Origin of the sequence: Aeromonas sp. R7-5 (assembly GCF_040908015.1) — a bacterium.
Classification (GTDB): Bacteria; Pseudomonadota; Gammaproteobacteria; order Enterobacterales; family Aeromonadaceae; genus Aeromonas; species Aeromonas caviae.
The window spans coordinates 111,674-131,523 of the sequence record NZ_JBFOCZ010000026.1 but is presented as its reverse complement, the minus strand read 5'-3'; the positions used below and the strand labels follow the sequence as shown (position 1 = coordinate 131,523).

16 protein-coding genes are annotated in these 19,850 nt (G+C 59.3%); 7 read left to right on the top strand and 9 right to left on the bottom strand.

Annotated features, from left to right (window positions below):
• The first annotated feature begins 4 nt into the window (after window positions 1-4).
• The 3 genes from AB5Y53_RS09215 (at window position 5) to AB5Y53_RS09205 (ending at window position 2,563) form a co-directional block, all read left to right on the top strand.
• Window positions 5-784 (top strand): TatD family hydrolase, encoded by a 780-nt coding sequence (locus tag AB5Y53_RS09215; protein ID WP_368181749.1) that lies wholly within the window; start codon window positions 5-7, stop codon window positions 782-784.
• 301 nt (window positions 785-1,085) lie between these two features.
• Complete coding sequence (locus tag AB5Y53_RS09210; protein WP_327787960.1) at window positions 1,086-2,114, top strand: tyrosine-type recombinase/integrase; 1,029 nt, start codon at window positions 1,086-1,088, stop codon at window positions 2,112-2,114.
• Between the two features lie 164 nt (window positions 2,115-2,278).
• On the top strand, window positions 2,279-2,563 hold the full coding sequence (locus AB5Y53_RS09205) for a RepB family protein (RefSeq protein WP_368181747.1): 285 nt from the start codon (window positions 2,279-2,281) through the stop codon (window positions 2,561-2,563).
• A gap of 234 nt (window positions 2,564-2,797) precedes the next feature.
• Here the strand turns inward: AB5Y53_RS09205 and rsmF are convergent, their stop codons facing one another.
• The 4 genes from rsmF to AB5Y53_RS09185 all read right to left on the bottom strand — a co-directional run bounded on the left by rsmF (window position 2,798) and on the right by AB5Y53_RS09185 (window position 8,192).
• Window positions 2,798-4,228, bottom strand: coding sequence for a 16S rRNA (cytosine(1407)-C(5))-methyltransferase RsmF (rsmF, locus tag AB5Y53_RS09200; RefSeq protein ID WP_368182009.1), 1,431 nt, complete (start codon window positions 4,226-4,228; stop codon window positions 2,798-2,800).
• A gap of 129 nt (window positions 4,229-4,357) precedes the next feature.
• Window positions 4,358-6,910 carry an MlaD family protein gene (locus AB5Y53_RS09195; protein WP_368181745.1) on the bottom strand — a complete coding sequence of 851 codons (2,553 nt, stop codon included), beginning with the start codon at window positions 6,908-6,910 and terminating at the stop codon, window positions 4,358-4,360.
• A 51-nt stretch (window positions 6,911-6,961) separates the two neighbouring features.
• A complete protein-coding gene (locus AB5Y53_RS09190) occupies window positions 6,962-7,570 on the bottom strand; it encodes a paraquat-inducible protein A (protein ID WP_010674753.1) in 609 nt (202 codons plus the stop codon).
• Window positions 7,548-8,192 (bottom strand): paraquat-inducible protein A, encoded by a 645-nt coding sequence (locus AB5Y53_RS09185; protein WP_010674754.1) that lies wholly within the window; start codon window positions 8,190-8,192, stop codon window positions 7,548-7,550. Before AB5Y53_RS09185 ends, AB5Y53_RS09190 begins: the two co-directional genes overlap by 23 nt.
• A 220-nt stretch (window positions 8,193-8,412) precedes the next feature.
• On the opposite strand from AB5Y53_RS09185, the gene AB5Y53_RS09180 reads away from it, so the two are divergent.
• From AB5Y53_RS09180 to fabA, 4 genes are all read left to right on the top strand, one after another.
• Window positions 8,413-8,718: a YebG family protein gene (locus AB5Y53_RS09180; RefSeq protein ID WP_039041159.1), complete on the top strand. Its 306-nt coding sequence runs from the start codon at window positions 8,413-8,415 to the stop codon at window positions 8,716-8,718.
• A 307-nt stretch (window positions 8,719-9,025) separates the two neighbouring features.
• The gene (locus tag AB5Y53_RS09175; protein WP_368181743.1) at window positions 9,026-10,294 is read left to right on the top strand and encodes a tyrosine-type recombinase/integrase; all 1,269 of its coding nucleotides are present in this window, start codon (window positions 9,026-9,028) and stop codon (window positions 10,292-10,294) included.
• Window positions 10,295-10,501: 207 nt separating this feature from the next.
• On the top strand, window positions 10,502-12,481 hold the full coding sequence (locus AB5Y53_RS09170; protein WP_045524875.1) for a Lon protease family protein: 1,980 nt from the start codon (window positions 10,502-10,504) through the stop codon (window positions 12,479-12,481).
• A 78-nt stretch (window positions 12,482-12,559) separates the two neighbouring features.
• On the top strand, window positions 12,560-13,120 hold the full coding sequence (gene fabA, locus AB5Y53_RS09165; RefSeq protein WP_010674758.1) for a 3-hydroxyacyl-[acyl-carrier-protein] dehydratase FabA: 561 nt from the start codon (window positions 12,560-12,562) through the stop codon (window positions 13,118-13,120).
• 80 nt (window positions 13,121-13,200) lie between these two features.
• Here fabA and rmf read toward each other — a convergent pair whose 3' ends face one another.
• The 5 genes from rmf to rlmKL all read right to left on the bottom strand — a co-directional run bounded on the left by rmf (window position 13,201) and on the right by rlmKL (window position 19,577).
• Window positions 13,201-13,377: a ribosome modulation factor gene (gene rmf / locus AB5Y53_RS09160; RefSeq protein WP_010674759.1), complete on the bottom strand. Its 177-nt coding sequence runs from the start codon at window positions 13,375-13,377 to the stop codon at window positions 13,201-13,203.
• 160 nt (window positions 13,378-13,537) lie between these two features.
• Window positions 13,538-15,187 carry a DUF3466 family protein gene (locus AB5Y53_RS09155; protein ID WP_045524876.1) on the bottom strand — a complete coding sequence of 550 codons (1,650 nt, stop codon included), beginning with the start codon at window positions 15,185-15,187 and terminating at the stop codon, window positions 13,538-13,540.
• A gap of 8 nt (window positions 15,188-15,195) precedes the next feature.
• On the bottom strand, window positions 15,196-17,106 hold the full coding sequence (locus AB5Y53_RS09150) for an ABC transporter ATP-binding protein (RefSeq protein ID WP_368181740.1): 1,911 nt from the start codon (window positions 17,104-17,106) through the stop codon (window positions 15,196-15,198).
• Between the two features lie 72 nt (window positions 17,107-17,178).
• Window positions 17,179-17,406 carry a glutaredoxin family protein gene (locus AB5Y53_RS09145; RefSeq protein WP_039040794.1) on the bottom strand — a complete coding sequence of 76 codons (228 nt, stop codon included), beginning with the start codon at window positions 17,404-17,406 and terminating at the stop codon, window positions 17,179-17,181.
• Entirely contained in the window at window positions 17,406-19,577 is a 2,172-nt protein-coding gene (rlmKL, locus tag AB5Y53_RS09140; RefSeq protein ID WP_368181737.1) for a bifunctional 23S rRNA (guanine(2069)-N(7))-methyltransferase RlmK/23S rRNA (guanine(2445)-N(2))-methyltransferase RlmL, read from the bottom strand. The genes AB5Y53_RS09145 and rlmKL overlap by 1 nt, the downstream gene beginning before the upstream one ends.
• Window positions 19,578-19,850 lie beyond the last annotated feature (273 nt).

Here is a 19,850-nt window from a genome sequence, read left to right as displayed (position 1 = left end):
GTCTATGTTACTCGTTGATTCCCATTGCCATCTCGATCGCTTGAGTTATGGCACCAAGCAGACCGACATGGCCGATGTGCTGGCCAAGGCGGCGCAGCAGAGCGTGGGATATTTTCTCTGCGTGAGTGTGACCCAGGCCCAGTTCCCGACCATGATGGAGGCCATCGCTCCCTATCCTCAGGTGTTTGCCTCCTGCGGTGTTCACCCGCTCAATCAGGATCCCGGGGTGGATGCTGCCTTGCTGCTGACTCAGGCGGCCGATGAGAGAGTGGTGGCCATCGGCGAAACCGGGCTCGACTACTTCTATTCACCGGAAAACAAGGATGTACAGCAAGCCTCTTTCCGCGAACATATTCGTGTAGCCCGGGCACTGAACAAACCGCTCATCATCCACACCCGGGATGCCCAGGAAGACACGTTGCGGATCATGCGAGAGGAGGGGGCCGAACAGGTGGGCGGAGTGCTGCACTGCTTCACCGAGTCCCTCGAAATGGCCGAGGCCGCGATGGCAATGGGGTTCTATATTTCCATCTCGGGGATAGCCACCTTCAAGAACGCCTCAGCCCTACAGGCCGTGGTCAAGGCGTTGCCCCTGGAGCGACTGCTGGTTGAAACCGACTCTCCCTATCTGGCACCGGTTCCGCACCGGGGGAGGGAGAACGAGCCGGCCTTTGTTCGCGACGTTGCCCAATTTATCGCGGATCTTCGCCAGATATCGCTCGCTGAATTGGCGGAGGCCACCAGCCACAATTTCTTCGAATTGTTCAAGTTGGCAAAGCGATAACAGACAACGCCCCGCATAGCGGGGCGTTTTACTATGACAATCAGCACTATCATTACCCATCCAAAAACAATCATGCCAAGTTGTTATCTCTCACTTTTTTTGCGGTGGATACTGATGAGATTAAAGCCACAATCCTGATAAAACGGAGCAGGGATGACAGGGTACTTGAGAAATAAATGAGGGAGCTGAAATGGGTTAAAAGCACTCTTCCTAAGTATCGATAATATTCATTATCGATACTTGATAGATCTGAATGATCCTGTAAGATCCACCGAAACTCCGCTTTAAATCATAGAGTTAAGTGAACTACCCACGCCTTCAAAACCCAGTTCAGCAATCCTTGCAAAGCGTCTTCGATCCTCAGCTGAACAGCCGGGCAAGACGCTTCCTGCGCAGCGCTAAAGCCGACTCCACCCTCAATGCCTATCAGGCAGATACCCGTATTTTTGTCTCCTGGTGCCAGCTCCACGGGCTGGAGCCCTTGCAGACGACACACCACGACATCATGAATTTTCTGGCGGATCAGGCCGACGGCATCCTGGCCAACTGGGTCTGGCTGGACAAAGAAGAAGGGAAGGGGGAGCTTCGCAACGGGGAACCTCGCAAACCGGCCACCCTGGTAAGACGGCTTGCCGGCATTCGCTATGCCTTCAAGCAGAAGGGGATCCACCCCATGCCGACCGAGCATGCGGAGATAAAGGAGATGATGCGGGGCATAGTACGGCTCGGTGATAACCGCAAACGCAAAACGGGGGCGCTGACCCTGAAACCATTGGCCTGCGTGCTGGACGAGATAGATACCAGCAACCTGGCGGGACTTCGGGATTACACCCTGTTGCTCCTGATGTTCAGTGGCGCCTTGCGCCGATCGGAAGCGGCCAGGATCGAGGTGAATGACGTGCAGTTTGTGGGGCAGGGGATACGCCTTTGTCTCAAACCAAGCAAACATCAGCTCCATGAATCGGAGATAGCACTCATTCCAGGAACCCGGTATTGCCCGGTCTCTGCACTGCAACAATGGCTGAAAAAAAGCCGGATTGCTGAGGGTCCCCTGTTTCGTCGAATGAATCGCTGGGGACAGCTGATGACAGACCCCCTGGGGCCGCAAGGTATCAACCTGATGATCAAGCGGCGAACCGGCCAGGCCATCGACGATCTCCATGTCAGTGGCCACAGTTTGCGGCGGGGGTTCATCACCTCGGCGGTGACGGCGGGCAAGCCGATGAACAAGATCATCGAGGTGACAAGGCACAAGGACATGCGCACCTTGCAGGAATATTTCGATGATGCACACAAGTTCTCGGATCACGCCCTGGATGGGTTGTTATAGAAAAACCGCGCCTCTCCATTTTTTATGTTAAATGATATCCTGTTGATCTGGTGATATATTCATGTCGTCGTCCACAGACATCATGACGGTGGGGGAGTCGTAATCCGATTTACTTTCGTAGAAGATGCCAACGAAAAATGAGAGATAACATTCACGATATAGACATGTCGGAAGGTCACGATAGCCAGGAATTGAAGAAAAGCGCTGCGCAAGAGAATGCCGAACGGCAGCGCCAGCACGTGAAGCGCAAGCAGGAAACCCACAGCCGGTTGCAATGCTGGATAAGCAATCGTCATGCAGAGCGGTTGGCTATGCTGGGGCAACAACTGGAAGACAGTCAGGCCTCCATCATCGAGCAGGCAATCGATCTGCTCTATCAGCACGAACTGCAACAAATGACCAACGCGCAGCAGAGCGATATTCCCGAGTCGGCAGACATGCTCGAATAGACGATGGTATCGTGCCAATATGGTTGAAAAAGGAAGACAAAAAAAGCCAGGTACGAATTCCTTGTACCTGGCATAGGGGAATTGGCTCCTTGCAGAGCCGTGCGCTAACTGGTATGCGGATAGCCTTAAGCTTAGACAAGGCTCTAGGCATTTCAAGAACCGGATAAAAGTTCAACCAGAGTGGGGGTTTTTCAGACTCGAACAGGCGCTGTTTTTGCTCGAGCGACCCCACTCTCACGCATTGAACAGGTTGTTGTCCCGTACCAGCTCCCGGGGCAGGGCATTCTTGATGCGACTCCCCACCCATTTCCCCATGCCGAGCGGGTGCCCCTGGTAACGAACGATCACTTCCCCAGTCCCGGCATCCTGCTCTGGCCAGACATCTCGTCCCATCATGAATTCACGGGCATTGGCGGCATCCAGCTCGACGCATCCCTTGCTCGCCTCATGGCCGTAAGCCAGAGCCCATTCATGGGTCAATCGATATCCCTTCTTGAAGGTCTCAGCCAGCTTGATGCCGATGCGATCGAAACGCAGCTTCCCCTGTACCTGCTCGAAGGCGTGAGGGAAGAGCCAGATCTCGTCATTGCGGCCAAACAGTTGGCCATGGGGCACGATGCCAAAATTCCCTTCAATCTCCCGCAGCATGGGGCCGGCCTCTTTCTCTGGCAGCGGCGAGAAGGGGAACTTGCCGAGCTTGCCCGGTTTGAACATGGTGTTGGGCACGGAGTGATGCTTGTGCAACCGGGCAACGAAAAAGCCCTCACTGTCGAAGATCTGGGGCCACACATGCAGGTATCCCTCCGGCGTACAGGCTTTCTCCGCCCCCGGAAAGAGATCGGCCAACGAGTCAAAGCTGAAGGCATCGCCGAACTTCTCTTGCAGTGACTGACAGACGGCCTGATTCTCTTGCAGGCTCAGGGTGCAGGTGGAGTAGACCAGTACGCCGCCGGGTTTGAGGGCGTGAAAAGCGCTCTCCAGCAGGCCACGCTGCACCGCGGCAATCTCGTCGATGCTCTCGAGACTCCAGTTGCGCAGCGCGTCTTCATCTTTTCGCACCGTCCCCTCGCCGGAGCAGGGGGCGTCGAGCAGGATGGCGTCGAAGGTTTCAGGCAGCCATTGGCCAAAGACCTTGGCATCGAAATGGGTCATGCCGACGTTGGTCACACCGCAGCGCTGGATATTGGCGCTCAGCACTTTCAACCTGCTGCTGGAAAACTCGTTGGCGATCAGCATGCCGCGGTTTTCCATCAGCGCCGCGATCTGGGTAGTCTTGGAGCCAGGGGCGGCGGCCGCGTCCAGCAACATGCCATCCCGTCTGGTTTGCTCACTGGCAAAGAGCGCCGTCACCGGCAACATGGAGCTCGCTTCCTGGATATAGAAGAGGCCGCACAAATGCTCGGCCGTGTTGCCAAGGGGAACGCTCTCATCGCTGCGGGTGAGCCAGAAGCCGGCTGCACACCAGGGCACGGGATCCAGCTGCCAACCAAGCGGCGCCATACGGGCGACAAACTCGGATACCGTGATCTTGAGGGTGTTGACCCTGATGCTGCGCCGCAGCGGCTGCCGGCAACTCGCCACGAATGCCTCCATGGAGAGATGGGATGGCATGAACTCCGCAATGTGACGCAGGAAGTGATCGGGGAGGTAGGTGTTGTCGTGCACGGCGCAATCTCGCTGACCCAAAATGAGGGGCGACATCTTACCACAGTGCGCGGCCCTTCTTGATGGGGGAGTCCATGAGGCCATAAAAAAACCGGCACAAGGCCGGTTTTTGACGAACAGGGGAATAACTCAGGGCAAGATGCGGGGGCTCCACTCCAGCCACTCTTTCTCTGCCTTGACATGAAGCGGATAACGATGGCCCGCCTTGACGGTCGCGCCCATTTCCCGCTCCGGCGTATTGAAGGCAATCCCGCCTGCCAGCAGGCTTTGCACCGTTTCGACCTCGATGGTGCCACCGGTCAGCCCGATATCGGCCTTGACCCCGGAGACATTCCAGAAGCGGCTATTGGCGCGTATCAGATGGGCGTACTGTCCATCCACATTCACATCGATCAGTACCTCACTGCCATCCCGGGCCAGGGTCACGCCGGTGACGCTGCCCACGACCATCTTGCGAAACAGCAGGGGGCTGCCCACGCTGATGCCATCGACGGAGGGGCTCTTGAGGGTCAGGGCAAGACCGGCGGGGCCACTCTGGCTCAAGGGGAAGGTCTCCTTGCCAGCCCCCCGGCCCGGTGTCGCCTCCACAAAGGCCCCCTTGATCAGGGTATCGAGGTGGGCAACCCCCCCCAGCCCGACCTTGGCCTGCACCAGGGCATAGCGTGCCCCGGATTGCAGGAAACGCGCGGCATATTGCTCATTCAGCTCGGCCTTGAAGCTTACCTGGCCCAGGGTCGGATCCAGTTCCACCTGCTCCACCTTGCCGATGTCCACTCCGCGATAGCGGATGGGGCTGCCGACCCCGAGACCCGGGTTGTGATCCGCCGTGAGCGTGAGGGTGCGCACCTGGGAGCTTGCCTGCTCCTTGCTGTCAAAGAGCTGATGACTGCTGCGACCTGTCCCCAGCTTGTCGAATTCGATGGCACCACGCAGCAGGGTGGCGAGGTTCCCCATCTTGACCTGCACGCCGTCGAGCCGGATCTTGCCGTCGATGGCGGCCTTCTTCCAGAACTGGGGTTGCTGCTTGAGCAAAGGAGCATAGATGGCATCGATCTCCAGGGTGATGGCCACCCCGCGATCATCGGCATCCAGCGCCTTGACCTTGCCCGCTTCCAGTCCCAGGTAGAGGACGGGGGAGCCCACACCGATACCATCAGCCTGAGCGGCACGCAGCGTCCAGCTGACCGCTTTGGCATGGCGGCTCCCAAGCAGGGCCAGCTCCTGGCTGGGGTAGAGGCGGTCAATCCTGTCACCCTTCGCAGCCTGTACCAGCTTGATGCCCCCCGCCAACCAGGCACTGGCCGGGCTGGTCTCCACCTTGATACCGCTGAGGTCCGCCTCCACCTGCAAGGGGGCGGCGCGATAGAAGCGAGCCCGTTGCAGCAGATGGCGATAACGCTCGTTCACCAGCAACTCGACACTGGCATTGCCGCCGGCATCCAGGGTCAGTGCCCCGAGCTGACCTATCTGCAACCCCTTGAACCAGAGCGGAGCCCCTTCGCTCAAACCGGCGAGATCCTCTGCCTGCAGGGTCAGCTTGATGCCGCCGCGCTGTGCCTGGCTCTCCAGGGTCATGGTGTTGACCCGTTTACCGGGTTCATAGTCCAGACGAATGGCGGGCCCGGCCAGCAGGCGATCCGCATGCTTGATCCCGGCAGGGGAGAGAGAGACCGTCTCCCACACCAGACGACTCTTGCCGGTCACCCGGAACGCCTGTTCGGGGTTGATGAGGGCCGTCACGCTCCGTCCCTGTTCGGTGAGGCGAATGGGGTCGACTCGTCCAATCTCGATGCCCTCATAGAGGATGGGCATCCCTTCCTTGATGGGCAGAGTCCCCGCCTGGATGGTGATGCGCTCACCCCGGGCGGCCTCGGCCAACCCCTTGTAGAGGATGAAGTTGACCCCCTTTTGCGCCACGGGAGAATCTTTGGGGGAGTCAAACGCAATGCCGCCGCTCAGAATGGAGGTGAGGCTGCCCGCCTCCACGCTGACGCCAGCCAGGCTGAAGGAGCCTTTGATGCCGCTGATGTTCCAGAATCGGGTATCCGCCTTGACGAGGTGCTCGAAGCGCGGCTCGATCACCAGATCCAGGATCACGTTCTGGTTCTCTTCCCCAAGACGGGTGTTGATGACACTGCCCACCTCCAGCCCGCGGAAATAGATCTTGGCGCCGATGCCCACCGACCCCAGAGAATCGGCTGTCAGGTGCAGGGTGCGCCCTTGGGCCTGATAACCGGGGGGAGGGCCATCCAGGGCATCGAACTCATCCTCCAGCGGGTTGTTCTCCCGTCCGGGTTGCAGGTTGATGTAGTTGCCTGACACCAGGGTGTCCAGGCCGGAGATCTCGGTCAGTGACGCCTTCGGACTCACCAGCCAGAAGTCGGAGCCCTTGCGTATGAGGGAGCGGGCACGGCTGTCCACCTTGGCCAGCACCGCAATCTTGCGACCATCCTGTGCCAGTTCCAGCTCCTGGACCACGCCGATGGCGACCCCCTGATAGCGCAACTGGGTCTTGCCCGGCAAGATACCGTTGCCCTGGGCAAAGTTGATGCGAATGAGTTGACCACTGCTCGTCCACTGCTGGTAGAGAAAGCCTCCCGCCAGCAAGAGGGCGATGAAGGGCAGCAACCAGACCGGTGATAACCAGCGGTGCTTCTCAATGACGGGCTCAGCCCCGACCATACCGACTCCTTACATTGGCTGTGATGCACAGCGCGTTCGACACAAAAAACATTAACGGGCCGCCTTGTCCCACAACAGGCGGGTATCGAGCATCCTGGCCGACATCATGGTGAGCACCACCACGCCGGCGAATGCCGTCGCCCCGGGGCCGGCACGCACGTTGAGCAGCACGCCGCGATCCACCAGGGCCACCATCAGCGAGATGACGAACAGGTCCAGCATGGACCAGCGTCCGATGAAATCGATGATGCGGTACATGACGAGCTGGCGTTTGCGGCGCACCGGCTTGCTGCGCTGCAACTGCCAGCAGATCCAGCCAAGACCCAGGATCTTGCCGATGGGCACGATGATGCTCGCGGTCAGTACTATGGTGGCGATGCCGGACATCTTGCTGCGATAGAGCGCCATGATACCGCTGAAAATGGTATCGGACTGCAATAATCCCTTGTTGTAGAAATGGGTGATGGGCAGCAGGTTTGCAGGCAACAACATGAAGGTGGCCAGCGCCAGCAGGCCCCATGACCAGGCGAGGGAATGGGGGATGCGCATCTGCAAGGGGGTGTGACAACGAGGGCAGCTCATGCCGTGTTGATGGCGCACCAGCAACCCGCAGGTATGGCAGCGGCAAAGCCCCAGTTCACGGGCGCTGATCGGGGACATGGTCCGGCTCCCGGGAGGCATGTTGCAGCGGAATCCGCTCCCAGTAAGGGGCAGGATCAAAGAGGATCAGCAGCGTCATGTTGAGCAGCATCAGACAACCCAGGCTCAGCAGACCGCCTCCCAGGCGCACGTCGGCGATGTCGATAAGCTTGAACAGGGCGACCAGCAGGCTGACGATGTACACCTCCAGCATGGCCCAGTGGCGAAATACCTCGACCGCTTTGAGGGTCCACGCCAGCAGATGCCAGCGCTTGGCCAGGCCGGAGGCGAGGGCAAAGATCCCGAGCAGCAGCCCCGTCGGCGCCAGCACGGCGCACCAGAGCACCAGTGTTGCCACCCAGAGCTCGCTCTCGGCATACAGCATCATAATTCCCTTGATCAGGTTGGCGTCCGAGTTCACGCCCGCCAGACGAAGATAGATCAAAGGCTCAAAAAACGCGGAAGGCAGCAACAGGAATCCGGTGATGGTCAGCGCCATCAACTGGGAAGGGCGAAAGGCATAGCGCCCATACAGATGCTGATGACAGCGGGGGCAATGGGCGTGACGGCGCAGTGGCAGCAACTTGCGTTCGATCAGCAAGTCACAGGCCGGACAGACAATCACCGAGTGCGGATCCGACATACGATTCAACCTGTTGAAGGAATTGATGAAATTTACCTTAAAACGCCTGCCCTGTCTTGCCGCGCTGCACACCCCCCTTTGAAAAGACGTGTTTTCCGCTGTGAACTGGCCGCCGCCAGCCAAGCAGGGGCTGGCGATGCATGCCGACATGCTGAGGGTATTTGCAATACTGTATATACGTACATATACTTGCAATCACTATCATCAGGAGGGCGCCGCGATGGCCGTTGAGATCAAGTATGTTGTGGTACGTGGGGGAGTGGAGAAGATGACCTTTGCCAGCAAGAAAGAGGCGGATGCCTATGACAAACTGCTGGACACCGCCGATGAGCTGATGACACTGCTGGCGGGTGCGCCGGTCGCGCTTGCACCGGAGCAGCAGGAGAGTCTGGCCTTTTATCTGGCCGAGCAGCGGGATCAGTTGCAGCAGGTATTGCGCGGTGGAAAAGGGCAGGGGAATCCACCCAAAGAAGACAAGCTGGATACTGAACTGCCAAAGGGGAAGCCCCTGAAGAGCGTGGCTTGAGACGAAAGGGCGGGGAAGGGGATGTGAGGCAGAAGCCGCTCTCTCATTCATGAAAAGTGCAACTTAAGTCATTGTCGCGACTATTTTCCCCGAGAATTTTCCAACCACACTGCATATTCATTGAATATGCCGATTGCTCGTGATCATGGGGTATCACAGCAAGATGCCTCAGGTCGTTGCCCCCAAGGCGCACTGCAAGCCCTGATGCCGATAACCCCATTTATCGGCATCAGGGGGTTGCGGCCCCGTTCAAAACATTCAACCGACATCACACACCATCATGATTCATCCAGCACTTCCACCCGCCATGCCACTGTTCGATAGCGTGGACCACCTTGAAGCGGGCAATCCCCAGGTCAACCAGTACCTCGCCACCCTGAGTCTTGGCAAGGTCCCCGACGCGGGGATCGTGTATGAGCTGGCCGTCGACTGGCTGCTGGAGCAGCGCCACAGCGAAAACAACTACAAGACCTATCGCAGTGAGCTGACCACTTTTTTGCACTGGTGTTTTTGCGAGGTGGCCATCAGCCCCAGGGATCTCACCAGGCGCATCATGATGCGCTATCTCGACTATTGCCAGGCGCCACCGTCCGGACTGATTGCCTATCGCAACGTCGCCCAGTTCGTGCTCGACAAGGAGTGGGGGGAGCGGTTGCCAAACCCCCTGTGGCGTCCGTTTCTTGGCAAGCGGGAACTGGGCCGGGAGCTGCCGTATCGACTGAGTAAGCAGGCGATGAAGACAAAACTCGCCATTTTGTCCGCCTTCTTCCAGTTTCTCATCCAGGAGGAGTACATGGATCGCAATCCGGCTCTCCTGCTGCAGCGGGTTAAACGTGCGGGTCCCCAGGAGGCTGGTGAAGACGCGCAATCCTTCACCGAACTGCAATGGTCCTATGTGATGCAAGCCGCCGAACAGCTCGCTGCCGAATGCCCGGCACAACATGAGCGCAGCCGCTTTCTCATCTGTCTGATGTATGCCTGTTATCTGCGGATTTCCGAGGTGGCGGCCAGGCCGGGTTTCAGCCCAGTCATGGGCCAGTTTCGACGTGACGCCAAAACGGGCGTCTGGGGTTATGACATTCCCCGCAGCAAAGGCGGTAAACGTCGCACCGTGGCCGTTTCTCAGGCTCTGCTCGAAGCCCTGGCTCGCTATCGTACCTTTCTTGGACTTTCGCCACTGCCGGCCCCCGGAGAGCAGACCCCGCTGTTCGTACGCCACAAGGCGGCGGCCCATGGCCGCGAACAAGGCGAACTCAATGCCAATCTGGGTATCCGCCAGCTACGAGACCTGGTAATGGCGGTATTTGAACAGGCCGCAAGCCTTGCCGAACAAGACTGTTTTGATCAGGATGCCGCTGAAATGCGAACCCTGACGCCGCACTCCATTCGCCACACCGGTATCACCCATGACATCAATCTGCACGGCCGGCCTTTATCCCACGTACAAGCCGATGCGGGACATGACAGCATCGACACCACCTCCAAGTACCTGCATACCGGCAACCGGGAACGTCACGAGAGTGCCAGCCGCAAGCCGCTGGACCACTTGCTCGACCAGAACCGAACATATGATTGATAACCAGTGGTGAACAATAAAACTGCACTCATAACCAAGACGCGGGACCTAAAGACAATCCTTGATTGACCATGCCCTGGGACTCATAAAATACGACACTGCGCATAATGTATATTATGTTAAATGAAACATCTTGGTATTCTGTCACCCTCAACCGAACTGTGTATAATGGTGGCAATTGATCCTATCCCCGACCGGATGTCTTAAGTGGCTGAATTAACATCAGAACAATTAAAACCCGCTTTCTCGATTGAGCAGTTCCCCACACTGGGCGAACTCGACCCCATTCCGTTTGCCGCCCTGCAACCCAGAGCGATTTCGGGTATCAAACGGCTGGCCAGTTTTGATGGTGACTGCCCGGTCATGATCCTCAATGGTTTCCCCGGTGCAGATTACGAGAATGTCTGCCAGACCCTGATCGCCTCTTCGAATGGAAAGGATGGCGACCTGTTCGATCTCTGTTATACCGAGAATCTCAACAACCCTTTCAAGCCCATCTGGCTGCGCCTGCAACCGGGCTCGGGTTTCGAGTTCTGCGAAATGGTCGGTGAGCTGCTCAAGCTGATGAGCCACCATCTCGACGCCGAGCGGCTGGTCACCCGGATCATCCGCAAACAGAACAACGACCCCAAGATCGTGGATTTCCTCTCCGATCTGGCCGCCCATGTCGCCCAGGGCCTCGAGTTCCAGCACCCGGTGCTCATCAACCTGCTGATCCATCATGAGGATCAGCAAGCCCCTGTCGTCTACGGCCGTGACCTGAACTGGGATACCTTGTTCGGCTCCATCAACTATCAGACGGAACAAGGCTCCGTTTACGCCAACCAGCACCTTTTGGAACCTGGTCTGCTGCGGGAAGCCAACGGTGGTTACCTGATACTTCAGCTCGATGAGCTGCTGGATCAGCCTCATCTCTGGTTCAAGCTCAAGAACGCCATGCAAAAAGGCGAGCTGGACTGGAATGCCTATCAGGAAGGCAAGACGCTGACGCCGTTCTTCACCCCGGAAGCGACCCCCATCCGGTTCAAGTTGATCCTGGTCGGTGACAGGCTGGACGTGGCGGAATTCCAGATGCTGGACAGGGACATGGCGGAGCGCATCTTCCTGCGTGCCGATCTGGTCTCCGAAGTGAACATCGAGGAAGATCTCCCCGCCTTCCTGCAATATCTCGCCTGGCTGCGAGCGCGCTGGGCGCTGCTGGATTTCACGCCAAGTGCCCTCCTCGCCCTCTGTCGCCATGCCAGCCGCCTGTGTGACCACCAGGAGTGGCTATCCCTCTCCGAGGTACAGCTCGGCGCCATCATGCGCATGGCCGACAGCCTGGCCCGCGAGCTGGAAGCGACCTGCGTCACTGACGAACATATCCTGCTCGCCCTGGAAGAGCAGGATTACCGCCTCAACTATCTGGTGGAGCAATCGGATCAGGGTGTTATCGACGGCCAGATCCTGCTGCAGACCGACGGTGAAGAGGTTGGCCAGATCAACGGCCTTTCCGTCATCCAGGTGGCCGGCCATCCCTATGACTTCGGGGAGCCGGTACGCCTCACCGCGACCGTCCACCTCGGGGATGGCGATGTGGCTGACATCGAGCGCAAGGCGGAGCTCGCCGGGCACATTCACGCCAAAGCCATGATGATCATCCACGGCTACCTCTCCAACAAGTTCGGCGCAGAGAACCCCTCGCCGCTCTCGGCCAACCTGGTGTTCGAGCAGTCATACCACGAGATCGATGGTGACAGCGCCTCCCTGACCGGCCTGTGTGCCCTGCTCTCCGCCCTCGCCCGCCAGCCCATCTATCAGCACTTCGCCGTGACCGGTGCGGTCGACCAGTTCGGCAATGTGCAGGCCGTTGGCGGCGTGAACGAGAAGATTGAGGGTTTCTTCCGGGTGTGCAAGATCCACGGTCTCACCGGCAAGCAAGGCATTCTGCTGCCAGGCACCAACGCCCAGCAGCTCAACCTTTCTGATGAAGTGATCGCGGCAGTAGAGGCCGGCCAGTTCCACATCCACCCGGTGGATCACGTGGAAGAGGCAATCGAGCTGCTCACCGGCTGCGTCGCTGGCGAACCGGACATGCCGGATACCCTGTTTGGCCGCATCCAGGAGAGACTGGACGAACTCAATGGCACGGCAACAAAGAGTGGCGGCCTGCTGCGCAGCCTGCTGGACCGGCTGCTTGGCCGTTAAATGAAGTGATCGGAGTTGTTTGGCGAACATCTGTAAGCTAAATTGGCCCGGCTTTGACCCATATGAAGGATAAACAGCGTGACCCTAGATAACGACACCACTGATCCCCGCCTCTCCCTGTGCGAACAAGGCAAAGAGTCCTTTACCCGTGAAGAGCTGCTTGCCTGCAGCCGTGGCGAATTATTTGGTGAAGGTAACAGCCAGCTGCCCGCCCCCAACATGCTGATGATGGATCGCATCGTCAAGATCAACGACCATGGCGGCGAGCACGGCAAGGGTGAAATCCTGGCTGAACTCGATATCACGCCGGATCTCTGGTTCTTCGACTGCCACTTCCCCGGCGATCCCGTCATGCCCGGCTGCCTGGGCCTGGATGCCATGTGGCAACTGGTCGGCTTCTTCCTGGGCTGGAAAGGGGGCCCTGGCAAGGGACGTGCGCTGGGTGTCGGTGAAGTCAAGTTCACCGGCCAGATCCTGCCGACGGCCAAGAAGGTCACCTACAAAATCACCTTCAAGCGCGTCATCAACCGCAAACTGGTCATGGGCATTGCCGATGGCGTCGTGGAAGTGGATGGTCGCCCCATCTACAGCGCCACCGATCTGAAAGTGGGCCTGTTCAAAGACACCACCGCATTCTGATCCTGCTCCTGGGTGAGCAGAGACAACGTAAAGGGGCCACGATGGCCCCTTTCCTTTTGTAATGAGTGATGAAGTATCGGTTACTTCATGAAGAGGCCTGAGCCTCGCCCTTCCATGGCATCGCGCCAACCACCAAGCCAATGGCCCCTGGCATCCAGGCACTGGTACGGACACGCTTCTTTCTGTTTGCCGACTACGCCAGCCTGATAACCACGAGCGCGAGCTCTCTCCAGACGGTCCCGTTTCTGTCTCTTCATCATCTACGACCCTCTTCGTGGAACAAAAAAAGCGACCAGTTTTTCACCGGTCGCCTTCATCTTTACCCCAGGGGGGGGGCAGGGTCAAACAAAAAATTCCATGCTATTCAGGGGTTGTGACACAAGATACTGAACTGCATTAATTTTTGATGACACTTATTTATCGCTGATAGCGACGCAGCCAGGCAAAGGGCAGCGCCAGCAGAGTCAACCAGAACAGGCTGCCGCCACCGCCCTCGCCACCATCCTGACCGGTCTGGTTGTTGACCGGCGCATTGCTGACCACATAGCTGGCCGGGGCATTGCCCTGATAATCCGCCACGGCCGGCGTCAGTTTGACGGCGACAACGGTGGCGTTGGCGCGTTTGTTGAGGTCGCTCTCGCTGTCATAGCGATACGCCGTCGCGGCAATGGTGCCGTCGCTGCTGATGCCGCTGGCGTAAGCGATGTGATAGTACTTGCCGTTCTGGGCACACTGCTTGTTGCCGGCGTCATCCTTGCCACAGATGAGATCGTTCAGATACCAGCTGTTGGCCGGGGCGGCCGCGTTCAGCAGGAAGGCTTCCTGCATGCGGTTGGTGCCATTGACCACCGGTTGGGTCTGGTGACGGGAGTCGCGCCAGCCAACCACCATGTTGTGATCGTTGATGGCGGCCGCTTCCGAGCCTGCCCCCGAGACCGGCTTGTCCTGGAGAGGAAGGCTGGCCGCCGTACCCGGCTTGCTCAGGTTGAACAGGAACATCTCCACCGGGCGGTTCTGTCCCTTGTTGATGCGATAGCGCTGGTTGCCGATCACGTAGCCGTTGTCGTTGACGGCCACGGCCCAGCTGTGTTGCAGCTTGGCATCGTCCTTGCCAGGCTCGCCATCCGGCAGCGGGATGATCTTGGTGGTGCCCACGGTGCCGGCAGCCGTATCCAGGGTCCAGTAGCTGGCGAGGTTGCGACCATCCAGATCACCGGTGCCCACCTCGCCGGTGGAGCTGTAGCCCACGCCGTAGAGGGTGCCGTTGTACTTGGCCACGCCCAGTGCAGAGGCGGTTTGCAGCACCTCGTCACGCTGATGGCCATAGGTACCGGCCTGCATCAGCTTGTTGAACCCGCCCGAGCTGTTGAGCAGCCAGAAGCTCGCCTGGGTATCGACCCCGGGGCAGTAGCGGAAGTCACCGTACTGGCTGTCATTGCCCGTCTCGAAACACCACTTGTAGAAGTCACCGCCCACCTTGTGGCGATACTTGTCGCTGGCCGCGGTACCGGTCACCAGATACTGACCGTTGTCCAGCTTCTTGATGGAGGTGGGTACGCTCAGGCCGTGGGTGCTGGCCGCATCCTTGAGCTCGACCGGGTTGCCGTCATTGACCACGGCAAAGGCGGTGCGCAGCTTGCCATTCATCTTGTAACCGACCCGATCCTCCGGGACATCCCCGAGGGCCGTCACCAGGCCATCGACCTCGGAGCTGGTCACATAGCCCAGGTTGCTGCGTTGATCCACCTTGTCCAGGAAGTCGCGACGCCACTGGTAGGCAAAGCCCGAGTTATCGCTCCAGAAGGAGTTGCAGACCGAGTTGGAGAGCATGCAACCCTGCTCGAAACGGAAACGATCGACCAGGAAGTCGGCAAACCGCACGGTGGAGAAGTATTCCGCCATGTTGTTCTTGGTGTTGAGCCCGATGAGGCCGTTGGCATCGCCGCTGATCCCGCTGGCATAGCCTTTGACTTCGTCATCGACGATGGTGAAAAAGGAGCTTTGTGCCGCCTGCGCGTTGAGGCTGGCGCCGACCAGGATGGCCAGCATGGATAATTGCTTTTTCATCTACTTCCTTAGTCTTGATGTTTCAACGCTTCCAACTCCTCCCAACGGGAGAAGGCGTGTTCCAATGCGGCCTCTGCCGCATTCAATGCATCCAGTTTGGGCTGGGTCTGCTCTGCTGGCAGAGAGAAGAAACCGGGGTGGTTAATCTCGGCCTGCAGGGCATCGAGTTCCATTTCCAACTGTTCCAGCCGGGCTGGCAGATTATCCAGCTCCAGTTGCAACTTGTAAGAGAGTTTTCGTGTTTTTTTCGCAGGCTCCGCTGCCGACGCGACAGGCTCTGCCACCTTGATCTGGGTCGCCTTGGCCGTCTGTTGGGCGGCCTGCAGGGCTCGTGTGACCATCATGTCGGCGTAGCCCCCGACATAATCGCTGATCCGTCCATCCCCTTCAAACAGCCAGCAGCCGGTCACGGTATTGTCGATGAAACGGCGATCGTGGCTGACCAGCAGCAGGGTCCCCGGGTAATCGGTGAGCAGCTCTTCCAGCAATTCCAGCGTTTCGACATCCAGGTCGTTGGTTGGTTCATCCAGAATCAACAAGTTACTGGGCTTGAGGAAGAGTTTGGCCAACAGTAGACGGTTTTTCTCGCCCCCTGACAAGGCCTTGACCGGGGTGCGCGCCCGCTTGGGCTCGAACAGGAAGTCCTGCAGATAGCCGAGGATGTGACGGGAGCGGCCGCGAACCATCACCTCCTGCTTGCCCTCCCCCACGTTGTCCACCACCGTCTTCTCGGGATCGAGCTGCTCACGGTATTGATCGAAGTAGGCCACTTCCAGGTTGGTCCCCTGGCGCACCGAGCCACGGCTCGCCTCGAGCTGGCCCATCAGCAGCTTGATCAGGGTCGACTTGCCGCAGCCGTTGGGGCCCACCAGAGCAATCTTGTCCCCGCGCAGCACCTGCAGATCCAGTCCCTGGAACAGGGTGCGATCACCAAAGTCCAGCCCCAGCCCCTCGGTCTCGAACACCAGCTTGCCGGAGCGGCCTGCCTCGTCCAGTTGCAGCTTGGCCTTGCCCTGCAGCTCCCGACGCTGGGTGCGCTCCATGCGCATCGCCTTGAGAGCCCGCACCCGTCCCTCGTTGCGGGTACGACGCGCCTTGATCCCCTGGCGCACCCATACCTCTTCCTGGGCCAGCTTGCGGTCGAACTCGGCGTTTTTCAGTTCCTCGACCCGCAGCCACTCCTCCTTGCCTTGCAGATATTCGTCGTAGTTGCCGGGCCAGGAGGTGATCACGCCGCGATCGAGATCGATGATCCGGGTCGCCAGCTTGTGGATGAACTCCCGGTCGTGGGAGATGAAGACGATGGCGCCGCGAAAGTCCTTGAGGAACTCTTCCAGCCAGTTGATGGCATCGATGTCCAGGTGGTTGGTCGGCTCGTCCAGCAGCAACAGATCCGGGTCACACGCCAGGGCGCGGGCCAGAGCCACCTTGCGCAGCCAGCCGCCAGACAGACTGTCGAGCGTCACATCAGGGTCGAGATCGAGCAGGGTCAGCACCTGATTGATGCGGGTCTCGTACTGCCAGCCGTTCTGATAGTCGAGCTGCTCCTGCAACTGGCTCATGGTGCGAATGTTGGCATCGGAAGGGTCGTGCGCCAGGGCGTGGGAGACATGGTGGTACTGCTTGAGCAGCTCCCCTACCCCAGCCAGCCCTTCTGCGGCGTAATCGAACACGGTGATCTCGCTCGAGGCGGGCGGATCCTGCTCGAGGCGGGTCACTTTCAAATCTTGTTGCAACACCAGACGGCCGTCGTCCAGCGGCAGTTCGCTGGCAATCACCTTCATCAGGGTAGACTTGCCCGCCCCGTTGCGACCCACCAGACAGAGGCGCTCGCCCCGCTCTATGGTGAGCTCGGCATGGTCGAGCAGCGGAAAATCACTGAACGACAGGGACGCGCCGTGCAATGTCAAAAGAGCCATGTTTGTTCCTTGTTGCTTATGAAAAAACGGGCGGCAGCGTGAGTCTGCCCCCGTTTTGTCGTCAAATCCTGCTCACCCCTGTGCCAGCCAGCCTTGCAGCTCTCCCAGGGTGAAAGGCCAGCCCAGCTCCCGGCCGGCACTGTCTTGCAGCACCGGGATGCGCACCCGGTAAGCCTCGAGCCAGGCCTCCTCCTCCAGGATGTCGCAACGGCGGGTCTGCGCGGCCATCCCGGCCTGTTCCACCAGCGCCCACGCCTGTTCGCACAGGTGGCAGCCGTCGGTGTGAAACAGGGTCAGCATCAGCCTTGTGCCTCGGCGTGGGTGATGATCCAGCAGTTGTGGATATGCTGGTTGCGCTCGAAGTCCTTGGGCCGGGTCTTGTTCGTGATGTTCTGCGCCTTGAGACCGATGGCGTCAAGGCCGGCCAAGTCCATCTTGAAGTGGCGCTTGTTGTTGGAGAAGACCAGGGTGCCGTCCGCCGCGAGCAGGCGCTTGAGGTGCTGCATCAACAGCAGGTGATCCCGCTGCACGTCGAAGCTCTCGTCCATCCGCTTGGAGTTGGAGAAGGTGGGCGGATCGATGAAGATGAGGTCGTACTGTTCGTCCGCCTCGGAGAGCCACTTCAGGCAGTCCGCCTGCACGAACTTGTGCTCGCGGCCCACCAGCGAGTTGAGGCGCATGTTGTCCTGGGCCCAGTTGAGGTAGGTGCGCGACATGTCCACCGTGGTGGTTTCGCGGGCGCCGCCGAGCCCCGCGTGCACGGTGGCACTGCCGGTGTAGGCGAACAGGTTCAGGAAGCGCTTGCCCCGAGCCATCTGGCCCAGCATGCGGCGGGTCTGGCGATGGTCGAGGAAGAGGCCGGTGTCCAGATAGTCGTAGAGGTTGACCCAGAGGCGTGCACCGTACTCCTGCACCGCCATCCGGTGCTGCTCTTCGGAGAGCTTCTGGTACTGCTGTTTGCCTTCCTGGCGCTCGCGCACCTTCAGGATCACCTTCTCGCCGTCCATGCCAGTCACCTTGATGGCGGCCTGCACCATGTCCAGCAGACGCTGGCGGGTCTTCTGGGCGGGAATGTCCTTGGGCGCAGCGTACTCCTGTACCACCAGATAATCCTGATAGCGGTCGATGGCGGCGTTGTACTCCGGCAAGTCCGCGTCATAGAGGCGGTAGCAATCGAGGTTCTCCTTGCTCGCCCATTTCTCGAGGGTCTTCAGATTCTTGCGCAGACGGTTGGCAAAGTCCTGGGCCACCTCTTTCTGGGAAGCGACGGCATCGAGGGCGATCTGGTAGTTGCGCAGTTGACACTCGAGGGCGCCGTTGAACAGGCGATACTGCTTGTCGGCACGCAGGCGCAGGCAGCTCAGGAGTTCGGGAGAAGCGGAGAGAATGGTGACCTTCCACCCCTGGAAGCCGCGGCGCAGGGCATCGCCAAGGGCCTGATGCACTTCCAGCAACGCCGGGAACTCCCCAAGACGCTCGCCATAGGGCGGGTTGGAGATGAGCATGCCGACCTGACGGCTCTCCCCTTCCACAGCCGGCATCGGCAGCGGGTTTTCCAGCTTGGTGACATCGGCCTGCTTGAAGGTGATGAGATGGGCCACGCCGGCGGCTTTGGCGTTGTCACGGGCCTTCATCAGGACCCGGGTATCCGCATCGCAACCGAACAGTTTCACCTCGCAGCGTTGCATGCCGCGCTTGGCACGCACCTGGGCTTCCATCATCAGACTCTGCCACAGTTCACCATCGTGTTGCAGCCAGCGATCGAAACCGAAGCGCTCACGGCGCAGCGCAGGCGCCATGTCGGCGGCGATGAAGGCCGCCTCAATCAGCAGGGTACCGGAGCCGCACATGGGGTCCATCATGGGCTCGCCGGCCCAGCCGCTGCGGGCAATCATGGCCGCCGCCAGGTTCTCTTTGAGGGGCGCCTCGCCGGTGCCCTGGCGATAGAAGCGCTGGTGCAGCGCCGGGCCTGACAAGTCCAGCGTGATATTGGCCTTGCCTTTGCCAAGGTGCGCCATGATGCGAATGTCCGGAGACTTCTTGTCCACATCCGGGCGCACGTGACCGCGCTTGGTGAAGCGATCGACGATGGCGTCCTTGATCTTCAGGGCGCCGTACTGGGTATTGCGAATGGAGGCGTTGGTACCGGTAAAGTCCACCGCGATGGTGGCGGTACCGGAGAAGTGCTCTTCCCAGGGAATGGTATGGGCCCCGAGGTAGAGGTCCAGATCATCGTTCATCTGGAACTCGGAGAGCACCAGCACGATTCGGGAGGCAAAGCGGCTCCACAGACAGGCCTTGTAACCGATGGCCAGTTCGCCCTTGAAGTGGACGCCGGCCACGGTCTCACGGACCTGCTCCGCACCCAGATTGGTCAGCTCGACGGCCAGCAGGTTTTCCAGCCCCTTGGGGCAGGTTGCAAAAAATTCTTTCATCACGCTCACGGGGATGCCATAAAAATAGTGCCGCATTATACCTTATCGGCCCGCGCTCGGCACTCGAACCTTGGACAAAGGCGCCATATAAACGGCAAGAGGCGCGGCAAACTCTCCCCTCCCCCTTGCGGGCGACAGGATCCCTCCCCTGGCTGGCAGCTGTCTACCATCACATTCGTAAAGAATTCGAAAATCTTGCCCGGACCGGGCAGAAAACGGTCGTGACGACCCGACGAAGGAGAAAATACAAATAATGGGACAAGAGAGAGACTGAGCGCTTAAATATCAGACCAATATAGCAGGCCTATA

What these genes read in the sequence shown, in the direction of transcription:
- AB5Y53_RS09215 (WP_368181749.1), top strand. Translation starts at nt 5, where the DNA reads ATGTTACTCGTTGATTCCCATTGCCATCTCGATCGCTTGAGTTATGGC.
- AB5Y53_RS09205 (WP_368181747.1), top strand. Translation starts at nt 2,279, where the DNA reads ATGTCGGAAGGTCACGATAGCCAGGAATTGAAGAAAAGCGCTGCGCAA.
- AB5Y53_RS09195 (WP_368181745.1), bottom strand. Translation starts at nt 6,910, where the DNA reads ATGGTCGGGGCTGAGCCCGTCATTGAGAAGCACCGCTGGTTATCACCG.
- AB5Y53_RS09190 (WP_010674753.1), bottom strand. Translation starts at nt 7,570, where the DNA reads ATGTCCCCGATCAGCGCCCGTGAACTGGGGCTTTGCCGCTGCCATACC.
- AB5Y53_RS09185 (WP_010674754.1), bottom strand. Translation starts at nt 8,192, where the DNA reads ATGTCGGATCCGCACTCGGTGATTGTCTGTCCGGCCTGTGACTTGCTG.
- AB5Y53_RS09180 (WP_039041159.1), top strand. Translation starts at nt 8,413, where the DNA reads ATGGCCGTTGAGATCAAGTATGTTGTGGTACGTGGGGGAGTGGAGAAG.
- AB5Y53_RS09175 (WP_368181743.1), top strand. Translation starts at nt 9,026, where the DNA reads ATGCCACTGTTCGATAGCGTGGACCACCTTGAAGCGGGCAATCCCCAG.
- rmf (WP_010674759.1), bottom strand. Translation starts at nt 13,377, where the DNA reads ATGAAGAGACAGAAACGGGACCGTCTGGAGAGAGCTCGCGCTCGTGGT.
- AB5Y53_RS09155 (WP_045524876.1), bottom strand. Translation starts at nt 15,187, where the DNA reads ATGAAAAAGCAATTATCCATGCTGGCCATCCTGGTCGGCGCCAGCCTC.
- AB5Y53_RS09150 (WP_368181740.1), bottom strand. Translation starts at nt 17,106, where the DNA reads ATGGCTCTTTTGACATTGCACGGCGCGTCCCTGTCGTTCAGTGATTTT.
- AB5Y53_RS09145 (WP_039040794.1), bottom strand. Translation starts at nt 17,406, where the DNA reads ATGCTGACCCTGTTTCACACCGACGGCTGCCACCTGTGCGAACAGGCG.
- rlmKL (WP_368181737.1), bottom strand. Translation starts at nt 19,577, where the DNA reads ATGCGGCACTATTTTTATGGCATCCCCGTGAGCGTGATGAAAGAATTT.